The sequence below is a fragment of the Nocardioides sp. SRI_004 genome, from assembly GCF_057586415.1.
Map to the genome: position 1 here is coordinate 304953 of NZ_JBYCZV010000005.1, position 13403 is coordinate 318355.

At 73.4% G+C, this 13403-nt stretch carries 15 protein-coding genes; 11 read left to right on the top strand and 4 right to left on the bottom strand.

Going from position 1 to position 13403, the window contains the following annotated elements; all coding sequences use genetic code 11:
- Positions 1-2: 2 nt before the first annotated feature.
- Positions 3-1451, bottom strand: coding sequence for a glucose-6-phosphate dehydrogenase (zwf, locus tag AC2YHB_RS09245; RefSeq protein ID WP_036546871.1), 1449 nt, complete (start codon positions 1449-1451; stop codon positions 3-5).
- Positions 1452-1584: 133 nt separating this feature from the next.
- Between zwf and AC2YHB_RS09250 the strand changes: the two genes are divergently transcribed.
- Genes AC2YHB_RS09250 through AC2YHB_RS09260 form a run of 3 tightly spaced genes read left to right on the top strand, consistent with a single transcriptional unit; the run spans position 1585 to position 3707 of the window.
- Positions 1585-2346 (top strand): hypothetical protein, encoded by a 762-nt coding sequence (locus AC2YHB_RS09250; RefSeq protein ID WP_036546874.1) that lies wholly within the window; start codon positions 1585-1587, stop codon positions 2344-2346.
- A 19-nt stretch (positions 2347-2365) separates the two neighbouring features.
- Positions 2366-2902 (top strand): RNA polymerase sigma factor, encoded by a 537-nt coding sequence (locus tag AC2YHB_RS09255; protein WP_487353801.1) that lies wholly within the window; start codon positions 2366-2368, stop codon positions 2900-2902.
- Positions 2895-3707: a hypothetical protein gene (locus tag AC2YHB_RS09260; RefSeq protein ID WP_487353802.1), complete on the top strand. Its 813-nt coding sequence runs from the start codon at positions 2895-2897 to the stop codon at positions 3705-3707. Before AC2YHB_RS09255 ends, AC2YHB_RS09260 begins: the two co-directional genes overlap by 8 nt.
- Here the strand turns inward: AC2YHB_RS09260 and AC2YHB_RS09265 are convergent.
- Entirely contained in the window at positions 3691-4191 is a 501-nt protein-coding gene (locus AC2YHB_RS09265) for a TetR family transcriptional regulator (RefSeq protein ID WP_179647614.1), read from the bottom strand. The two genes, AC2YHB_RS09260 and AC2YHB_RS09265, sit on opposite strands and share 17 nt — an antisense overlap.
- A gap of 128 nt (positions 4192-4319) precedes the next feature.
- Between AC2YHB_RS09265 and AC2YHB_RS09270 the strand changes: the two genes are divergently transcribed.
- From AC2YHB_RS09270 to bioD, 7 genes are all read left to right on the top strand, one after another.
- Positions 4320-4910: a biotin transporter BioY gene (locus tag AC2YHB_RS09270; RefSeq protein WP_036546880.1), complete on the top strand. Its 591-nt coding sequence runs from the start codon at positions 4320-4322 to the stop codon at positions 4908-4910.
- The gene (locus AC2YHB_RS09275; protein WP_179647615.1) at positions 4907-5608 is read left to right on the top strand and encodes an energy-coupling factor ABC transporter ATP-binding protein; all 702 of its coding nucleotides are present in this window, start codon (positions 4907-4909) and stop codon (positions 5606-5608) included. The genes AC2YHB_RS09270 and AC2YHB_RS09275 overlap by 4 nt, the downstream gene beginning before the upstream one ends.
- Positions 5609-5616: 8 nt before the next feature.
- Positions 5617-6228 carry a CbiQ family ECF transporter T component gene (locus tag AC2YHB_RS09280; protein ID WP_179647616.1) on the top strand — a complete coding sequence of 204 codons (612 nt, stop codon included), beginning with the start codon at positions 5617-5619 and terminating at the stop codon, positions 6226-6228.
- A gap of 97 nt (positions 6229-6325) precedes the next feature.
- Positions 6326-7528 (top strand): biotin synthase BioB, encoded by a 1203-nt coding sequence (gene bioB, locus AC2YHB_RS09285; RefSeq protein ID WP_179647617.1) that lies wholly within the window; start codon positions 6326-6328, stop codon positions 7526-7528.
- 4 nt (positions 7529-7532) lie between these two features.
- Complete coding sequence (locus AC2YHB_RS09290; RefSeq protein WP_487353803.1) at positions 7533-8825, top strand: adenosylmethionine--8-amino-7-oxononanoate transaminase; 1293 nt, start codon at positions 7533-7535, stop codon at positions 8823-8825.
- Positions 8822-9949, top strand: a complete 1128-nt coding sequence (locus AC2YHB_RS09295) for an 8-amino-7-oxononanoate synthase (protein WP_179647619.1) — start codon at positions 8822-8824, stop codon at positions 9947-9949. Before AC2YHB_RS09290 ends, AC2YHB_RS09295 begins: the two co-directional genes overlap by 4 nt.
- Complete coding sequence (gene bioD, locus AC2YHB_RS09300) at positions 9946-10659, top strand: dethiobiotin synthase (protein WP_179647620.1); 714 nt, start codon at positions 9946-9948, stop codon at positions 10657-10659. Before AC2YHB_RS09295 ends, bioD begins: the two co-directional genes overlap by 4 nt.
- A gap of 10 nt (positions 10660-10669) precedes the next feature.
- Here the strand turns inward: bioD and AC2YHB_RS09305 are convergent, their stop codons facing one another.
- Positions 10670-12094 (bottom strand): amidase, encoded by a 1425-nt coding sequence (locus tag AC2YHB_RS09305; RefSeq protein WP_036546899.1) that lies wholly within the window; start codon positions 12092-12094, stop codon positions 10670-10672.
- 60 nt (positions 12095-12154) lie between these two features.
- Positions 12155-12709, bottom strand: a complete 555-nt coding sequence (locus tag AC2YHB_RS09310) for an NAD(P)H-dependent oxidoreductase (protein ID WP_036546901.1) — start codon at positions 12707-12709, stop codon at positions 12155-12157.
- A gap of 96 nt (positions 12710-12805) precedes the next feature.
- On the opposite strand from AC2YHB_RS09310, the gene AC2YHB_RS09315 reads away from it, so the two are divergent.
- Positions 12806-13402 (top strand): TetR/AcrR family transcriptional regulator, encoded by a 597-nt coding sequence (locus AC2YHB_RS09315; protein WP_179647621.1) that lies wholly within the window; start codon positions 12806-12808, stop codon positions 13400-13402.
- Position 13403 lies beyond the last annotated feature (1 nt).

Genomic DNA, 13403 nt, shown 5'->3' on the forward strand with positions numbered 1-13403 from the left:
GCTCAGCCGCCCAGGGTGTTCGGGTCGCGCCACTGCCGCTCGAACGGCAGCCGCCACGCGTAGGGCGCGATCAGCTGGTGGATCTGGTTGGGCCCCCAGCTGCCCTGCCGGTAGGGCCGCACGACGGGCGGGTTCTCCAGCAGCGGGGCGGAGACCTCCCAGAGCCGCTCGATGCCCTCGGCCGACGTGAACAGCGTCCGGTCGCCGCGCGCGGCGTCGTAGATGAGCCGCTCGTAGGCCTCGAGCACCGAGCCCGCCCACGTCGTGTCGCCCATCGCGAACTGCATCGAGAGCTTGTCGAGCTTCATGCCCGGGCCGGGCCGTTTGCCGTAGAAGGACAGCGACATCTTGGCCTTGTCGGCGAGGTCGAAGGTCAGGTGGTCGGGGCCGTGGTCGCCGACGCCGGAGTTCTTCGGGAACATCGACTTCGGGGGCTCTTTGAAGGCGATCGAGATGATCCGCGCCCCCTCGGCCAGCCGCTTGCCGGTGCGGAGGTAGAAGGGCACGCCGGCCCAGCGCCAGTTGTCGATGTAGCACTTGAGCGCGATGAAGGTCTCGGTCTCCGACTCGGGCGCGACACCCTCGATGTTGCGATAGCCCTGGTACTGGCCCCGTACGACGTCGGCCGGGTCGATCGGGACCATCGAGCGGAAGACCTTGTTCTTCTCCTCGTTGATGGCGGCCGGGGTCAGCTCGGTCGGCGGCTCCAGGGCGATGAACGCGAGCACCTGGAAGAGGTGGGTGACGACCATGTCCTTGTAGGCGCCGGTCGACTCGTAGAAGTTCGCGCGCTGGTCGAGCCCCAGCTCCTCGGGCACGTCGATCTGGATGTGGTCGATGTTGTTGCGGTGCCAGATCGGCTCGAACAGCCCGTTGGCGAAGCGGAACGCGAGGATGTTCTGCGCCGCCTCCTTCCCGAGGAAGTGGTCGATCCGGTAGATCTGCGACTCGTCGAAGGTCTTGTGGAGCTCGGCGTTGAGCGCCTTGGCCGTCGTCAGGTCGACGCCGAACGGCTTCTCCATGATGATCCGGCTGCCCTCGACGAGCTCCGCCTCGTCGAGGGTCTTCACCACCGACAGGGCCGCCTTGGGTGGGACGCTCAGGTAGTGCAGGCGGATCCGGTCGCCGTCCAGGCCGGACTCGGCCTTCTCCACCGCCGCTCGCAGCCCGGAGGACCCCTCGGCACCGGGCGCCCAGTGCAGCAGCTTGCTGAACTCCGGCCAGGCGTCCATGTCGCCGTCGTCGCCCGAGAACTCCTTGACCGCCTCGTGCACGAAGGCGACGAAGGACTCCGTCGTGTGGTCGTCCAGCGACGTGCCGACGATCTGGAGCTGGGGCAGCAGTCCCGTCTCGAAGAGGTGCAGCAGCCCCGGCAGGAGCTTGCGTCGCGCCAGGTCGCCGGTCGCACCGAACAGCACCACGGTCACGGGCTTCTGCGTCTTCACTGCCATGTCGTCCACATTGCCTCCCAGATGTTTCCGGGACAATAACGCTCGCCGAACGCCGCCCGCGCGGGTGGAGACGCTCCAGGTAAAGAATGGGGCGTCCCGGGAACCTGGGCGGTACCCCGGACCTCGTGGGTTCATGAGAACCACCTCCCTCCTCCGGACGTCGGTCGCCCTCGCCGCGGCGACCGCCCTCCTGGGCGCCTGCTCCGACAGCGATGCAGATGACGACACGACGGCCACGCCGTCCTCCAGCGAGTCCAGCGAGCCCAGCGAGCCCGCCGGGTCCAGCCCGTCGACCCCGGCCGACCTGCCCGCGGGCGTGCTCGCCCTCCCCGAGGCCCCGACGGGCGGGACGTCCATCGACGTCGCCGCCGGCCGCTACCGCGTGAGGCTCGACGACGCCCTGTCGTTCGACGTCACCCTGCCGGCCGGCAGCACGGTCCACGACAACGGGCTCTTCCTCGCCACCCCGAGCTTCGTGCTCAAGACCGAGCTCGCCGGCGAGGAGTACGGCGTCCCGCGCGACCCGTGCACCGACCAGACCATCGAGCCCGCGGGCAGCACGGTCGAAGACCTCGTCGCCGCGCTGTCGGACCTGCCGGCCTACGAGGTCTCGGCTCCCGAGGCGGTCGAGCTCGGCGGTGCCGAGGGCGCCTACCTCGAGGCGCGGGTCCCTCGCGGCTACGACGACTCGAAGTGCGCCGGCGGTGCCGTGCAGCTGCCCGGCAACCCGGACACCGCGGTCGGCGGGCCCGCGCCCTACACCGGTCGCTGGTGGGTCCTCGACGTCGAGGGCCGACGGGTCGTCGTACAGCAGAACTGCTGGGGGTGCTCGGACCGCGACCTCGCCCGTGCGCCGAAGACGGCCGGGACCATCACCTTCACAGCGACCCCGTGATGCGGGACGGTTGAACGACATGACGGAGGTGCTGGTGGACGGCAGGCGCGCGGCAGAGGGCATCGAGGCCCTGTACGCCGCGTCGTACCGCCGGCTGGTCGTGCAGATGTACGCCATCTGCGGCGACCTGACCGATGCGGAGGACGCGGTGCAGGAGGCCTTCATCACCGCGATCCGCAAGCACCGGACCCTCCGTTCCGTCGCCAACCCCGAGGCGTGGGTCAGGACCGTGGCCCTGCGCCGGCTCCACCGCGGCTGGCGCCACCTCGCCGTCGTACGCCGCCACCAGGCGCTGGACCGGCCCGGCGAGCCGACCGTCGAGGTCGGCCCCGAGCACGTCGCCCTGGTGGCGGCGCTGGCGCTGCTCGACCCGGACCAGCGCGAGGCGGTGGTCCTGCACCACCTGGCCGACCTGCCGGTGTCCGAGATCGCCGAGCAGCTCGGGCTGCCGGTGGGCACGGTCAAGTCCCGGCTCGGGCGGGGGCGCCAACGGCTCGCGGAGCTGATGGCCGAGTGGGATCCGGCGAGCGAGAGGGAGGAGCCGAGCCATGGCTGACTGGGAGCAACTGAGGGACCTCGCACGTGAGGTCGTGCCGCCGGAGTTCGCCACGCTGGAGCGCACCGCGCACCGGCGGCAGCGGCTGGCCGGAGCGGTCGTCGCTGCCGTGGCGGCCCTGGCCCTGGTCGGTGGCGGGATCGGCATCCTGAGCACCGGCGGCCGGGACGGCACCGTCGAGCCGGCCAAGGACCCGACCGAGACGCAGGGCGAGTCGCCGCAGGCGGTCCGGGCGTTGCCGGACGCGGCACCCGGCGAGACGTCGGTCGACGTCGCGGCCGGCCGGTACCGGGTGCCGGTCGACGGCCACCTCTCGTTCGACATCGACCTGCCGGACCGCACCACCGCCCACGACGGCGGCCTCTTCCTCGCGACCCAGGACTTCATCGTGAAGACCGAGGTCGCCGGCGACGCGTACGGCGTCCCGCGTGATCCCTGCACCGACCCCCGGCTCGCGCCCGTCGGACCGACCGTCGACGACCTGGTCCGGGCGCTCGTCGACGTGCCGGTCTACGAGGTGTCCCGGCCCGCGCACGTCCAGCTCGGTGGAGCCGACGCGATCTACCTGGAGGCGCGGGTGCCCGACACCTTCGACGACTCACGGTGCGAGGGCGGCGCGGTCAAGCTGCCCGGGAACCCCGAGACGGCCGTGGGCGGTCCGGCGCCCTATCTCGGGCGCTGGTGGGTCCTCGACGTGGACGGCCGACGGGTCGTCGTCCAGCAGAACTGCTGGGGATGCCCGGCCGGCCGGTTCGACGAGGCACCGCAGACGCCGCAGAGCATCACCTTCACGCCGACGGACTGACCCGCTGGCGCAGCCCGTCGAGAAGGAGCCCCAGGCCGAGGGCGAAGTCGACCGCCTCGTCGTCCTCGTGGGCGAGCACGAACCGGACCAGCGCGCGGGCCCCGACCCGGGCGAGGTCGTCGGCCGCCCCGGCCCGGTCGAGGGCGGCGCGCAGCGGCTGCTCCAGCGCCTCCGCGTCCGCGCGGTGCACCTGGGCGATGAGGAGCGCTCCGTCGCGGTGGCGCCGCATCGCGTCGCGCAGGCCGAGGCACAGCAGCTGCAGCTCGGCGTCCCACGCCATGATCTCCGCGGGCCGGCGTCCGCGCCGCAGGATCTCGTCGGCGACCGCCTGCAGCAGCGCGTCCTTGCCCGCGAAGTGGTGGTAGAGCGCGCCGGGCTGCACGCCCAGGTCGGCCGCGAGCTTGCGCATCGTCAGCCCATCGATGCCGCGCTCGTCGAGCACGGCGATCGCCCGCTCGACCACGTCCTGCCGCCGGTAGCGCACCCGACCTCCTCGAACACCGCTCGCCGGGCCCGCTTTGACCCCGGTCGCGGCACCAGCCTAACCTGAACACCGTTCAGTTCGCGCGGCCGTCGAGCCGCGATCCCCCCGAGCACCCCTGAGAGTGGACGATGAACCGCCGTACCCCCACCACCGACGTCGCCCTGGTCGCCGGCTTCGCCGCGTTGATCGCCGTGTGCGCCCTGCTCCCCGAGATCAAGACCGGGGTGGGCGTCCCCTACTCGCTGCAGACCTTCGGCGTCCTGCTCGCCGGCGCCGTGCTCGGCCCCGTGCGGGGCTTCCTCGCGGTCGTCCTCTACCTCGTCGCCGGCCTCGTGCTGCCGATCTACTCGGGGGGCACCTCCGGCATCGCGCACTACAGCGGCCTCACCGCCGGCTACCTGGTGGCCTTCCCGCTGGCCGCCGCACTGTGCGGCTATCTCGTGCACCGCAAGCGCGAGAACGCCACGCAGTTCGCGGTCGTCTTCACCTGCGGCCTGCTCAGCAGCGTGGTGTTCATCCACACCCTCGGCCCGCTCAACCTCGCGTGGCGCGGCGACATGGGCATCAAGGACGCCTTCGTCATCGACACCGCCTACTTCCCGGGCGACATCGCCAAGAACGTCGTGATGGCGCTGGTCGCCACCGCGGTGCACCGCGCCTTCCCCGACCTGGTCGCGCGCCGGACGAGGTCGCAGGAGCCGGTCGCGGCCACCGCATGAGCCGGATCGAGCTCGACCGGGTCGTCGTCCGGGCAGCGACGCCGGGTGGCCCCACGCCGGAGGTCACCGTGCTGCACGAGACCTCGCTCGAGCTGACCGAGCAGCGGATCGCCCTCGTCGGCCCCAACGGCTCCGGCAAGTCGACCCTCGCCCGGCTCGTCAACGGGCTCGTCGAGCCCACGTCCGGGCGGGTCGTCGTCGACGGTCTCGACGTCGCCCGCAAGGGCCGGGAGGTGCGACGCCGGGTCGGCTTCGTCTTCACCGACCCGACGGCGCAGCTGGTGATGCCGACGGTGCTGGAGGACGTCGCGCTGTCGCTGCGCCACCGGGTCCGCGGACGCGAGGAGCGGGCCGCCGCGGCGCGGGAGGTGCTGACGTCGTACGGGCTGGAGGGGCTGGGCGAGCGCAGCGTGCACGCACTGTCGGGCGGCCAGCGCCAGCTGCTCGCCATCGCCGGCGTACTGGCCACCGATCCCGCGATCCTCGTCGCCGACGAGCCCACGACGCTGCTCGACCTCCGCAACGCCCGCCGGATCGGCGACCTGCTGCTGGGGCTCCCCCAGCAGCTGGTCGTCGCGACGCACGACCTCGACCTCGCGCTGCGCTGTGACCGCGCGCTCCTCGTCGACGACGGTCGCGTGGTCGCCGACGGTGCGCCCGCCGAGGTGGTCGCGCACTACCGCGCCGGCGCGAGCTGAGGCGCCCGGTGGCAGCCAGCCCGCTCGGCGACTACCAGCCCGGCACCTCCGTCCTGCACCGGCTGCCCGTCGGCGCCAAGCTGCTCGGGCTGCTGGTCCTCAGCGCGGCCGGCGTCGCCCTGCGCGGGGTCCCGACGACGGCGACGCTGCTGGCTCTCGGACTGCTGGCCTGCGCGGTGGCGGGCGTACGGCTGCTGCGGGCGGCCCGGGCGCTGCGGGGCGTGGCGATCGGCCTGGCGCTGCTGGCGGCGTACCAGTGCTGGCAGCAGGGCGGCGAGCGGGCGTTCGTCGTGGTCGGCAGCCTGGTGGCGATGGTGCTGCTCGCGACGGCCTTCACCACGACGACGTCGATCGAGCGGATGGTCGACGCGATCACCCGGTGGCTCGAGCCGTTCCGCGCCCTCGGCGTGCGGCCCGAGCTGGTCGCGCTGGCCTTCTCGCTGCTCGTCCGCGGCATCCCGCTGACGCTCGAGATCGCGGCCGAGACGCGGGACGCCGCCCGGGCGCGTGGGCTCGAGCGGAGCCCTCGCGCGTACCTCACCCCGCTGGTGATCCGGGTGGTCGCGCACGCGCGGGCGACGGGCGAGGCGCTGCACGCGCGGGGCATCGGCGACGACTGACCCGGCCCCGGGACGGTCTCGACGTGCCGGCCGATCCCGGCTATCCTTCCCACCTGAACACTGTTCAGTTAGGCCGCCTCGCCCGCAAGGAGCACCCATGACCACGAACTTCGACGCGCTCGCGACCCGCATCCTCGAGGGCGGCGCCGCGACCGAGGCGGACGCGCTCGCGGTGCTCCGGGCGCCCGACCACGAGCTGATGTTCCTCGTCGCGGCGGCCGGACGGCTGCGCCGCGAGCACTTCGGCAACACCGTCAAGGTCAACTACCTCGTCAACCTGAAGTCGGGCCTGTGCCCCGAGAACTGCAACTACTGCAGCCAGGCGATGGGCTCCGAGGCGCCGATCCTCAAGTACTCCTACCTGTCGAAGGACGAGACCCTCAAGCAGGCCGGCGCCGGCCTGCGCGGCGGCGCGACCCGCGTCTGCATGGTGTCGTCGGGCCGCGGTCCCTCCGACCGCGACATCGACAAGGTCGTCGAGATGACCGAGGCCCTCAAGGACGAGTACGACGGCGTGGAGGTCTGTGCCTGCCTCGGGCTGCTCAAGGACGGGCAGGCCGAGCGGCTCAAGTCGGCCGGCGTCGACGCCTACAACCACAACATCAACACGGCCGAGTCCCACCACGACAACATCGTCCAGACCCACACCTACGCCGACCGCGTCGACACGATCGGCAAGGCGAAGTCGGCCGGGCTGTCGCCCTGCTCCGGCCTGATCGCCGGGCTCGGCGAGACCGACGAGCAGCTCGTGGAGGCGCTCTTCGCGCTGAAGGCGCTCGACACCGACTCGATCCCGGTGAACTTCCTGATGCCGTTCGACGGGACGCCGTACCAGAACACGTGGGAGCTCTCCCCCACCCGCTGCGTGAAGATCCTGACGATGGCGCGCTTCGTGTGCCCCGACAAGGAGATCCGCATCGCCGGCGGCCGCGAGATGCACCTGCGCACGCTGCAGGCGACCGCGCTGCACGTCGCCAACTCGATCTTCCTCGGCGACTACCTCACCTCCGAGGGCCAGGACGCGCTCGCCGACCTGCACATGCTGCGCGACAACGGCTTCTCGATCCTCGGCCTCGACGACGCCGGCTTCGCCGAGCTGATCGCGACCCACGAGGCCAACGCGGCCACCGTCCACCGCGCGCACGCGACGACGCCGTGCGGCTCGTCCGCCGGCACCGGCTGCGGCGACGGGTGCGGCGGCTGCTCGGTCGCCCAGGCGCCCGCCCCGTCGTCGGCCGAGGACAACAAGCCGGTGATCCGCGCGCGGGGCGCGGGCACCGAGGTCGCCGCCAACGCCTGAGCCCATGACCGCCGTAGCCGCCGACGTGCTCGCGTTCGACCGCGCGCACCTCTGGCACCCGTACACGTCGATGACCGAGCCCACCCCGGTGCGGCTGGTCACCGGCGCGTCCGGCGCGCGCCTCCGGCTCGGCGACGTGTACGACGGCCGCGAGGTCGTCGACGGCATGTCGTCGTGGTGGTCGGCGATCCACGGCTACCGCCACCCGGTCCTCGACGCGGCCCTGCGCGAGCAGGCCGCGGAGTTCTCCCACGTGATGTTCGGCGGGCTGACCCACGCGCCGGCCGTGGAGCTGGGCAGCCGGCTGGTCGCGATGACGCCCGAGCCGCTGGAGCGGGTCTTCCTCGCCGACTCCGGCTCGGTGTCGGTCGAGGTCGCGATGAAGATGGTGCTGCAGTACCAGCGTGGGGTCGGCCGGCCCGACCGCACCCGGATGCTCACCGTCCTCGGCGGCTACCACGGCGACACCTTCGACTGCATGAGCGTCACCGACCCGGTCGGCGGGATGCACGCGATGTGGCAGGGCCTCCTGCCGCAGCAGGTGTTCTCTCCCCAGCCGCCGGCCGCTGCCGCACCGGACGCCGACATCGCGCAGTGGGCGACGACGCTGCGCCACGTCGCCGACCAGCACCACCACGAGCTCGCCGGCATCATCGTCGAGCCACTGCTGCAGGGCGCCGGTGGCATGTGGCCCTACCCGCCCGCGTGCCTGCAGGTGCTGCGGGAGATCGCCGACGAGCACGGCCTCCTGCTCGTGTTCGACGAGATCGCCACCGGATTCGGCCGCACCGGCCACCTCTTCGTCAGCGAGCTGGTCACCCCCGACATCCTCTGCGTCGGCAAGGCGCTGACCGGCGGCTATCTCACCCTCGCCGCCGTCCTCACCACCGACGCCGTCGCGCGGGGCATCTCCGCCAGCGAGTCGGGGGTCGTGATGCACGGGCCGACCTTCATGGGCAACCCGCTGGCGTGCGCGGTCGCGAGCGCGTCGATCGACGTGCTCCTCGGCCAGGACTGGGCCGCGACCGTCGGCCACATCGGCGACCGGCTGTCGTCCGGCCTGGCGCCGCTGCGCGACCTGCCGGGCGTGCGCGACGTGCGCACCCTCGGTGCGGTCGGTGTCGTCCAGCTCGACCACGACGTCGACGTGGTGGCGGCGACCGAGGCGGCCATCGAGGCGGGCGTGTGGCTGCGGCCCTTCCGGGACCTGGTCTACGCGATGCCGCCCTATGTCATCAGCGACGACGAGCTGGACACGCTCGTCGCAGGGATCGGAGCGGCGGTGCGTGCCGGATGAGTGCGTGGCAGGACTGGCTCGCGGCTGAGGCGAGCAAGCGGGAGGAGGCCGGGCTGACCCGGCGGCTGCGTGAGCGGTCCGCCGACGACCCGACGATCGACCTCGCCGGCAACGACTACCTCGGCCTCGCCCGGGACCCGGGTGTCCGGCAGGCGGCGGCCGACGCCGCGCTGGCGTGGGGCTCGGGAGCGAGCGCGTCGCGCCTCGTGACGGGCACCTTCGCCCTGCACGCCGAGCTCGAGCAGGAGCTCGCCGACTACCTCGGCCAGCCCTCGGCGCTGGTGTTCTCGACCGGCTACCACGCCAACCTCGCGATCGTCACCGCCCTCGCCGACCGCACGGTCCGGGTCATCTCCGACGCGCACATCCATGCCTCGCTGGTCGACGCGGTGCGCCTCTCGCGCGCGGCCCTGACGGTGGTGCCGCACAGCGACGTGGACGCCGTCCACGCCGGCCTGGTCGTCGCGGCGGAGGCCGGGGAGCGGGCCATCGTGCTCGTCGAGTCCGTCTACTCCGTGCTCGGCGACGCCGCTCCGCTGGTCGAGCTGGCCGCCCTCTGCGAGGAGTACGACGCCCTGCTGGTCGTCGACGAGGCGCACGGCGTCGGCGTCCACGGCCCCGGCCTGGTCGCCACGCTCGGCCTGGCCGGCCTGCCGCACGTCGTCGTCAGCGCCACCCTGTCGAAGTCGCTCGGCAGCCAGGGTGGCGCGATCCTGGGCCCGGCCGCGCTGCGCGAGCACCTGGTCAACCGGGCGCGGCCGTTCATCTTCGACACCGGCCTCGCACCCGCCGCGACCGCCGGCGCGCTGGCCGCGCTCCGCGAGATCCGTCGCCGTCCCGAGCTGGGCGAGACCGTGCGGACCCGGGTCGCGGCCCTGGCCGACGCGCTCGGGGTGGTCGCACCCGCGGGCGCGGTGCTGTCGGTGCCGATGTCGTCGCCGCAGGCGGCGGTGGCCGCCCAGGCCGCCGCCCTCGAGGCCGGCCTGCGGGTCGGCTGCTTCCGCCCGCCGTCCGTCCCCGACGGCATCTCGCGGCTGCGGATCACGGTCACCGCCGGGGTGCCGGCCGACGACTGGGCGCGCGCGGTCGACGTCCTCGTCGAGCTCGTGAAGGAGCACCAGTGACCCGCGTCGTGGTGGTCACCGGCACGGACACCGGCGTCGGGAAGACGATCGCGACCGCTGCCCTCGCCGCCCGTGCCGCGGCGGCCGGCGAGCGGGTGCTCGTCGTGAAGCCGGTGCAGACCGGGATCGGCGGCGACGACCCGGACGTCCCCGACGTCGACACCGTGCGGTCGCTCGCCGGCGTGGACGCCGTGCAGCTCGTCGCGCTGGACGAGCCGCTGGCCCCCGACACCGCCGCCCGCCGCCAGGGCGTGGCGATCCCCTCCGTGCGCCAGCACGTGGCGCGGATCCGCGAGCTGCTGCCGTCGTACGACCTGGTCCTGGTCGAAGGAGCCGGCGGCCTCCTCGTGCGCCTCGACGCCGAGGGCGGCACCCTCCTCGACATCGCCCGCGACCTGACCTTCGCCCTGCGCCGCCGGGGACCCGACGGCGTCGTCTCCTCACCCGTCGAGGTCGTCGTCGTCACCCGCGCGGGCCTCGGCACCCTCAACCACACCGAGCTCACCGTCACCGCCCTCCGCGCGGTCCAGGTCGAGCCCGCCGGGCTGGTCATCGGCTCCTGGCCCTCCACCCCCGGTCTGGCGGAGACCTGCAACCGCGCCGACCTCACCCGCATCACCGGCGTCCCCGTGCTCGCCGTGGTCCCCGAGGGGGCGGGCTCCCTCCCCGGCGACGACTTCCGAGCCGCCGCACCCACCTGGTTCGCCTGATCGCTCGCGGCTACCAGAGCGGCGGGCGGCGGTCCTGCCAGGGCAGCGCGGCCTCGAGCTGGGCGGCCAGTGAGAGCAGCAGCTCCTCCTCGGCGGGGCGGGCGGCGAGCATCATGCCGATGGGCAGGCCGGCGGCGGACTGGTGCAGCGGCAGCGAGATCGCCGGCATGCCGGTGACATTCCAGGCCGAGGTCCACGGGGTGAAGCGCTTCTGCGCCTCGAAGTCGGCGGCCGGGTCGGCGTCGTCGCGGATCGCCCCGACGGGCAGCGGCACGGTCGCGAGGGTCGGCGTCAGCACGATGTCGTACGGCGCCAGGGCGACCAGCGCCTCGCCGGCGAAGCGCCGCAGCTGACCGATGGCGAGCCCGAACTCCGGGCCGGAGACCGCCGTGCCGCGCTCCCCCAGCCACCGGGTGAGCGGGCGGACCAGCTCCGCCTGCGCCGCCGACAGCGGCACCGTCGACATGGCGGTCAGCACCGCCCAGCAGGTCTCGAACACCGGCACCGCCTCGGGTGGGATCGGCACGGGCACGTCCTCGACCACGTGGCCGAGCGACGACAGCAGCCGCGTCGTGGCGTCGTAGGCGGCGAGCACCTCGGGGTCGACCTCGACGTCCGCGATCACCGGGGTGTCGAAGCAGGCGATGCGGAGCCGGCCGGGGTCGCGGCCGGCGGCCGCGAGGAAGGTGCCGGACGGCTCGGGCGCCCAGGCGGGGTCGCCGGCCCGCCGCCCGGCCAGCACGTCGAGCAGGGCCGCCGCGTCGGCGACCGTGCGGGCGATCGAGCCCGACGTGGCGAGGCCGACCGGGTCGCCGTACATCGGGAAGCCGCTGATCCGGCCGCGGGTCGGCTTGAGGCCGACGAGACCGCAGCAGGCGGCCGGGATCCGGATCGAGCCGCCGCCGTCGGAGCCCTGGGCGACGGAGACCAGCCCGGCCGCGACCGCCGACGCGGCCCCTCCCGACGAGCCGCCCGCCATCCGCGAGGTGTCCCACGGGGTGACGGCGGCCGGCCGGCCCTCCGGCTCGGTGTAGCAGGGCGAGCCGAACTCCGGCGTGCTGGTCTTGCCGAGGCTGACCATCCCGGCGTCCTCGATCGCCAGGGTCACGCCGTCGGAGACCTCCGGCACGTAGTCGGCGAAGGCCGGCGACCCGAAGGCCGTCGGCACGCCCCGGGTCAGGTTGAGGTCCTTGATCGCCGTCGGTACGCCGGCCAGCGGCGACGCCCCGTCGCCGACCGGTCCGACGGCCGCGACCTCGCGGGCCCGGCGCCGCGCGGCGTCCGGGTCGAGGAAGGCGAACGCGCCGTCGACGTACTCCCTGGGGAGACGCGCGGCGCGTTCGAGGTAGTGCTCGGTGAGCTCGACCGCACTGATCTCGCCGGAGCGGATCAGGGCGCCCTGCTCGAGGGCGGTCAGGTCGTGGAGATCGGCCACGACCTGACCCTAGTGCCGGTGGTTGAGGTGCGAGCCTGCGAGCCTCGAAACCTCAGTGGGTCACGCGGCGCTGGTGGCCGGCGCGAACTCGACCAGGGTGCCGAGCGCGGCGAGCAGCTTGGCGCGGACCTCGGGGTCGGTGGTCGGGTCGACGTCGACGGCCGGCTGCGAGACGGTGACGTCCTCGACCACGATCGCACCGGCGATGCCGGCGGAGCGGGCGGTGTCGCCGTGGGCCCACTTGCCGCCGTACGGCGTCGGGGTGGCGCCGATGACGCCGAACGGCTTGCCCACGATGGCGCCGGCGCCGTAGGGGCGCGAGATCCAGTCGATGGCGTTGTTGAGGACGGCGGGCATGGTGCCGTTGTACTCGGGGGTGACGGCGAGGACGCGGTCGGCGGAGGCGACGCGCTCGCGGAGGGCGGTGGCGGCGGCGGGAGCCGAGGCACCGTCGATGTCCTCGTTGTAGAACGGGACCTGGTCGAGACCGTCGACGATGTCGAGCTCGACACCGGCGGGGGCCTCGGCCTTGAGGATCTCGGCGATCCGGCGGTTCAGGGAGTCGGCGCGGAGGCTTCCGACGAGGACGGCGACGCGGGTGGTGGTGTCAGTCATGATGGTCGAAACGGACCACGGTCCGCTTTCATTCCCGGGAGCTTCGATCTTTTTTCGCAGGCGGACGTCGGTGGTCCCGCCTAGGGTGGCTGCACCATGTCGAAGGACCTTCCGCTCCTCGTGTCGACGCCTCCGGAGCGGCGCGACGCTGCCCGCAACCGCCGGGCCCTGCTCGACGCTGCCGCCGAGCTGATGGGCGGGTGCGGCGTCGACGCGCTGACCATGGACGCCGTCGCCGCGAAGGCCGGCGTCGGCAAGGGCACGGTCTTCCGACGCTTCGGCAGCCGCGAGGGCCTGATGGCCTCCCTGCTCAACCACCGCGAGGAGGAGTGGCAGGCCGGCGTGATCAGCGGCCCGCCGCCACTCGGCCCCGGCGCTCCCCCGATGGAGAGGCTGCTGGCGTTCGGCGCCTCCCGGCTGCGCCTCCACCTCGACCAGGGCGCGCTCATCGAGGCGGCCGGCCGCACGTGGGGCGAGAACTACGCCGTGCTCGGCTTCGCGAGCATGCACGTGCGCCTGCTGCTCGGTCAGCTCGGTGTCACGGGCAACCTGCACTACCTCGCGACGGCGCTGATCGCGCCGCTGAGCCTGCCCGTGCTGCGCCAGCAGATCGAGCACGGCGGGATGAGCGAGGAGCAGGTCTTCGCAGGTTGGTCCGACCTGATCCGCCGGGTGGTGCGGGACGACGGCTGAC

What these genes read in the sequence shown, in the direction of transcription:
- AC2YHB_RS09255 (WP_487353801.1), top strand. Translation starts at nt 2,366, where the DNA reads ATGACGGAGGTGCTGGTGGACGGCAGGCGCGCGGCAGAGGGCATCGAG.
- zwf (WP_036546871.1), bottom strand. Translation starts at nt 1,451, where the DNA reads ATGGCAGTGAAGACGCAGAAGCCCGTGACCGTGGTGCTGTTCGGTGCG.
- AC2YHB_RS09270 (WP_036546880.1), top strand. Translation starts at nt 4,320, where the DNA reads ATGAACCGCCGTACCCCCACCACCGACGTCGCCCTGGTCGCCGGCTTC.
- AC2YHB_RS09290 (WP_487353803.1), top strand. Translation starts at nt 7,533, where the DNA reads ATGACCGCCGTAGCCGCCGACGTGCTCGCGTTCGACCGCGCGCACCTC.
- AC2YHB_RS09250 (WP_036546874.1), top strand. Translation starts at nt 1,585, where the DNA reads ATGAGAACCACCTCCCTCCTCCGGACGTCGGTCGCCCTCGCCGCGGCG.
- AC2YHB_RS09260 (WP_487353802.1), top strand. Translation starts at nt 2,895, where the DNA reads ATGGCTGACTGGGAGCAACTGAGGGACCTCGCACGTGAGGTCGTGCCG.
- bioB (WP_179647617.1), top strand. Translation starts at nt 6,326, where the DNA reads ATGACCACGAACTTCGACGCGCTCGCGACCCGCATCCTCGAGGGCGGC.
- AC2YHB_RS09275 (WP_179647615.1), top strand. Translation starts at nt 4,907, where the DNA reads ATGAGCCGGATCGAGCTCGACCGGGTCGTCGTCCGGGCAGCGACGCCG.
- AC2YHB_RS09310 (WP_036546901.1), bottom strand. Translation starts at nt 12,709, where the DNA reads ATGACTGACACCACCACCCGCGTCGCCGTCCTCGTCGGAAGCCTCCGC.
- AC2YHB_RS09315 (WP_179647621.1), top strand. Translation starts at nt 12,806, where the DNA reads ATGTCGAAGGACCTTCCGCTCCTCGTGTCGACGCCTCCGGAGCGGCGC.
- AC2YHB_RS09295 (WP_179647619.1), top strand. Translation starts at nt 8,822, where the DNA reads ATGAGTGCGTGGCAGGACTGGCTCGCGGCTGAGGCGAGCAAGCGGGAG.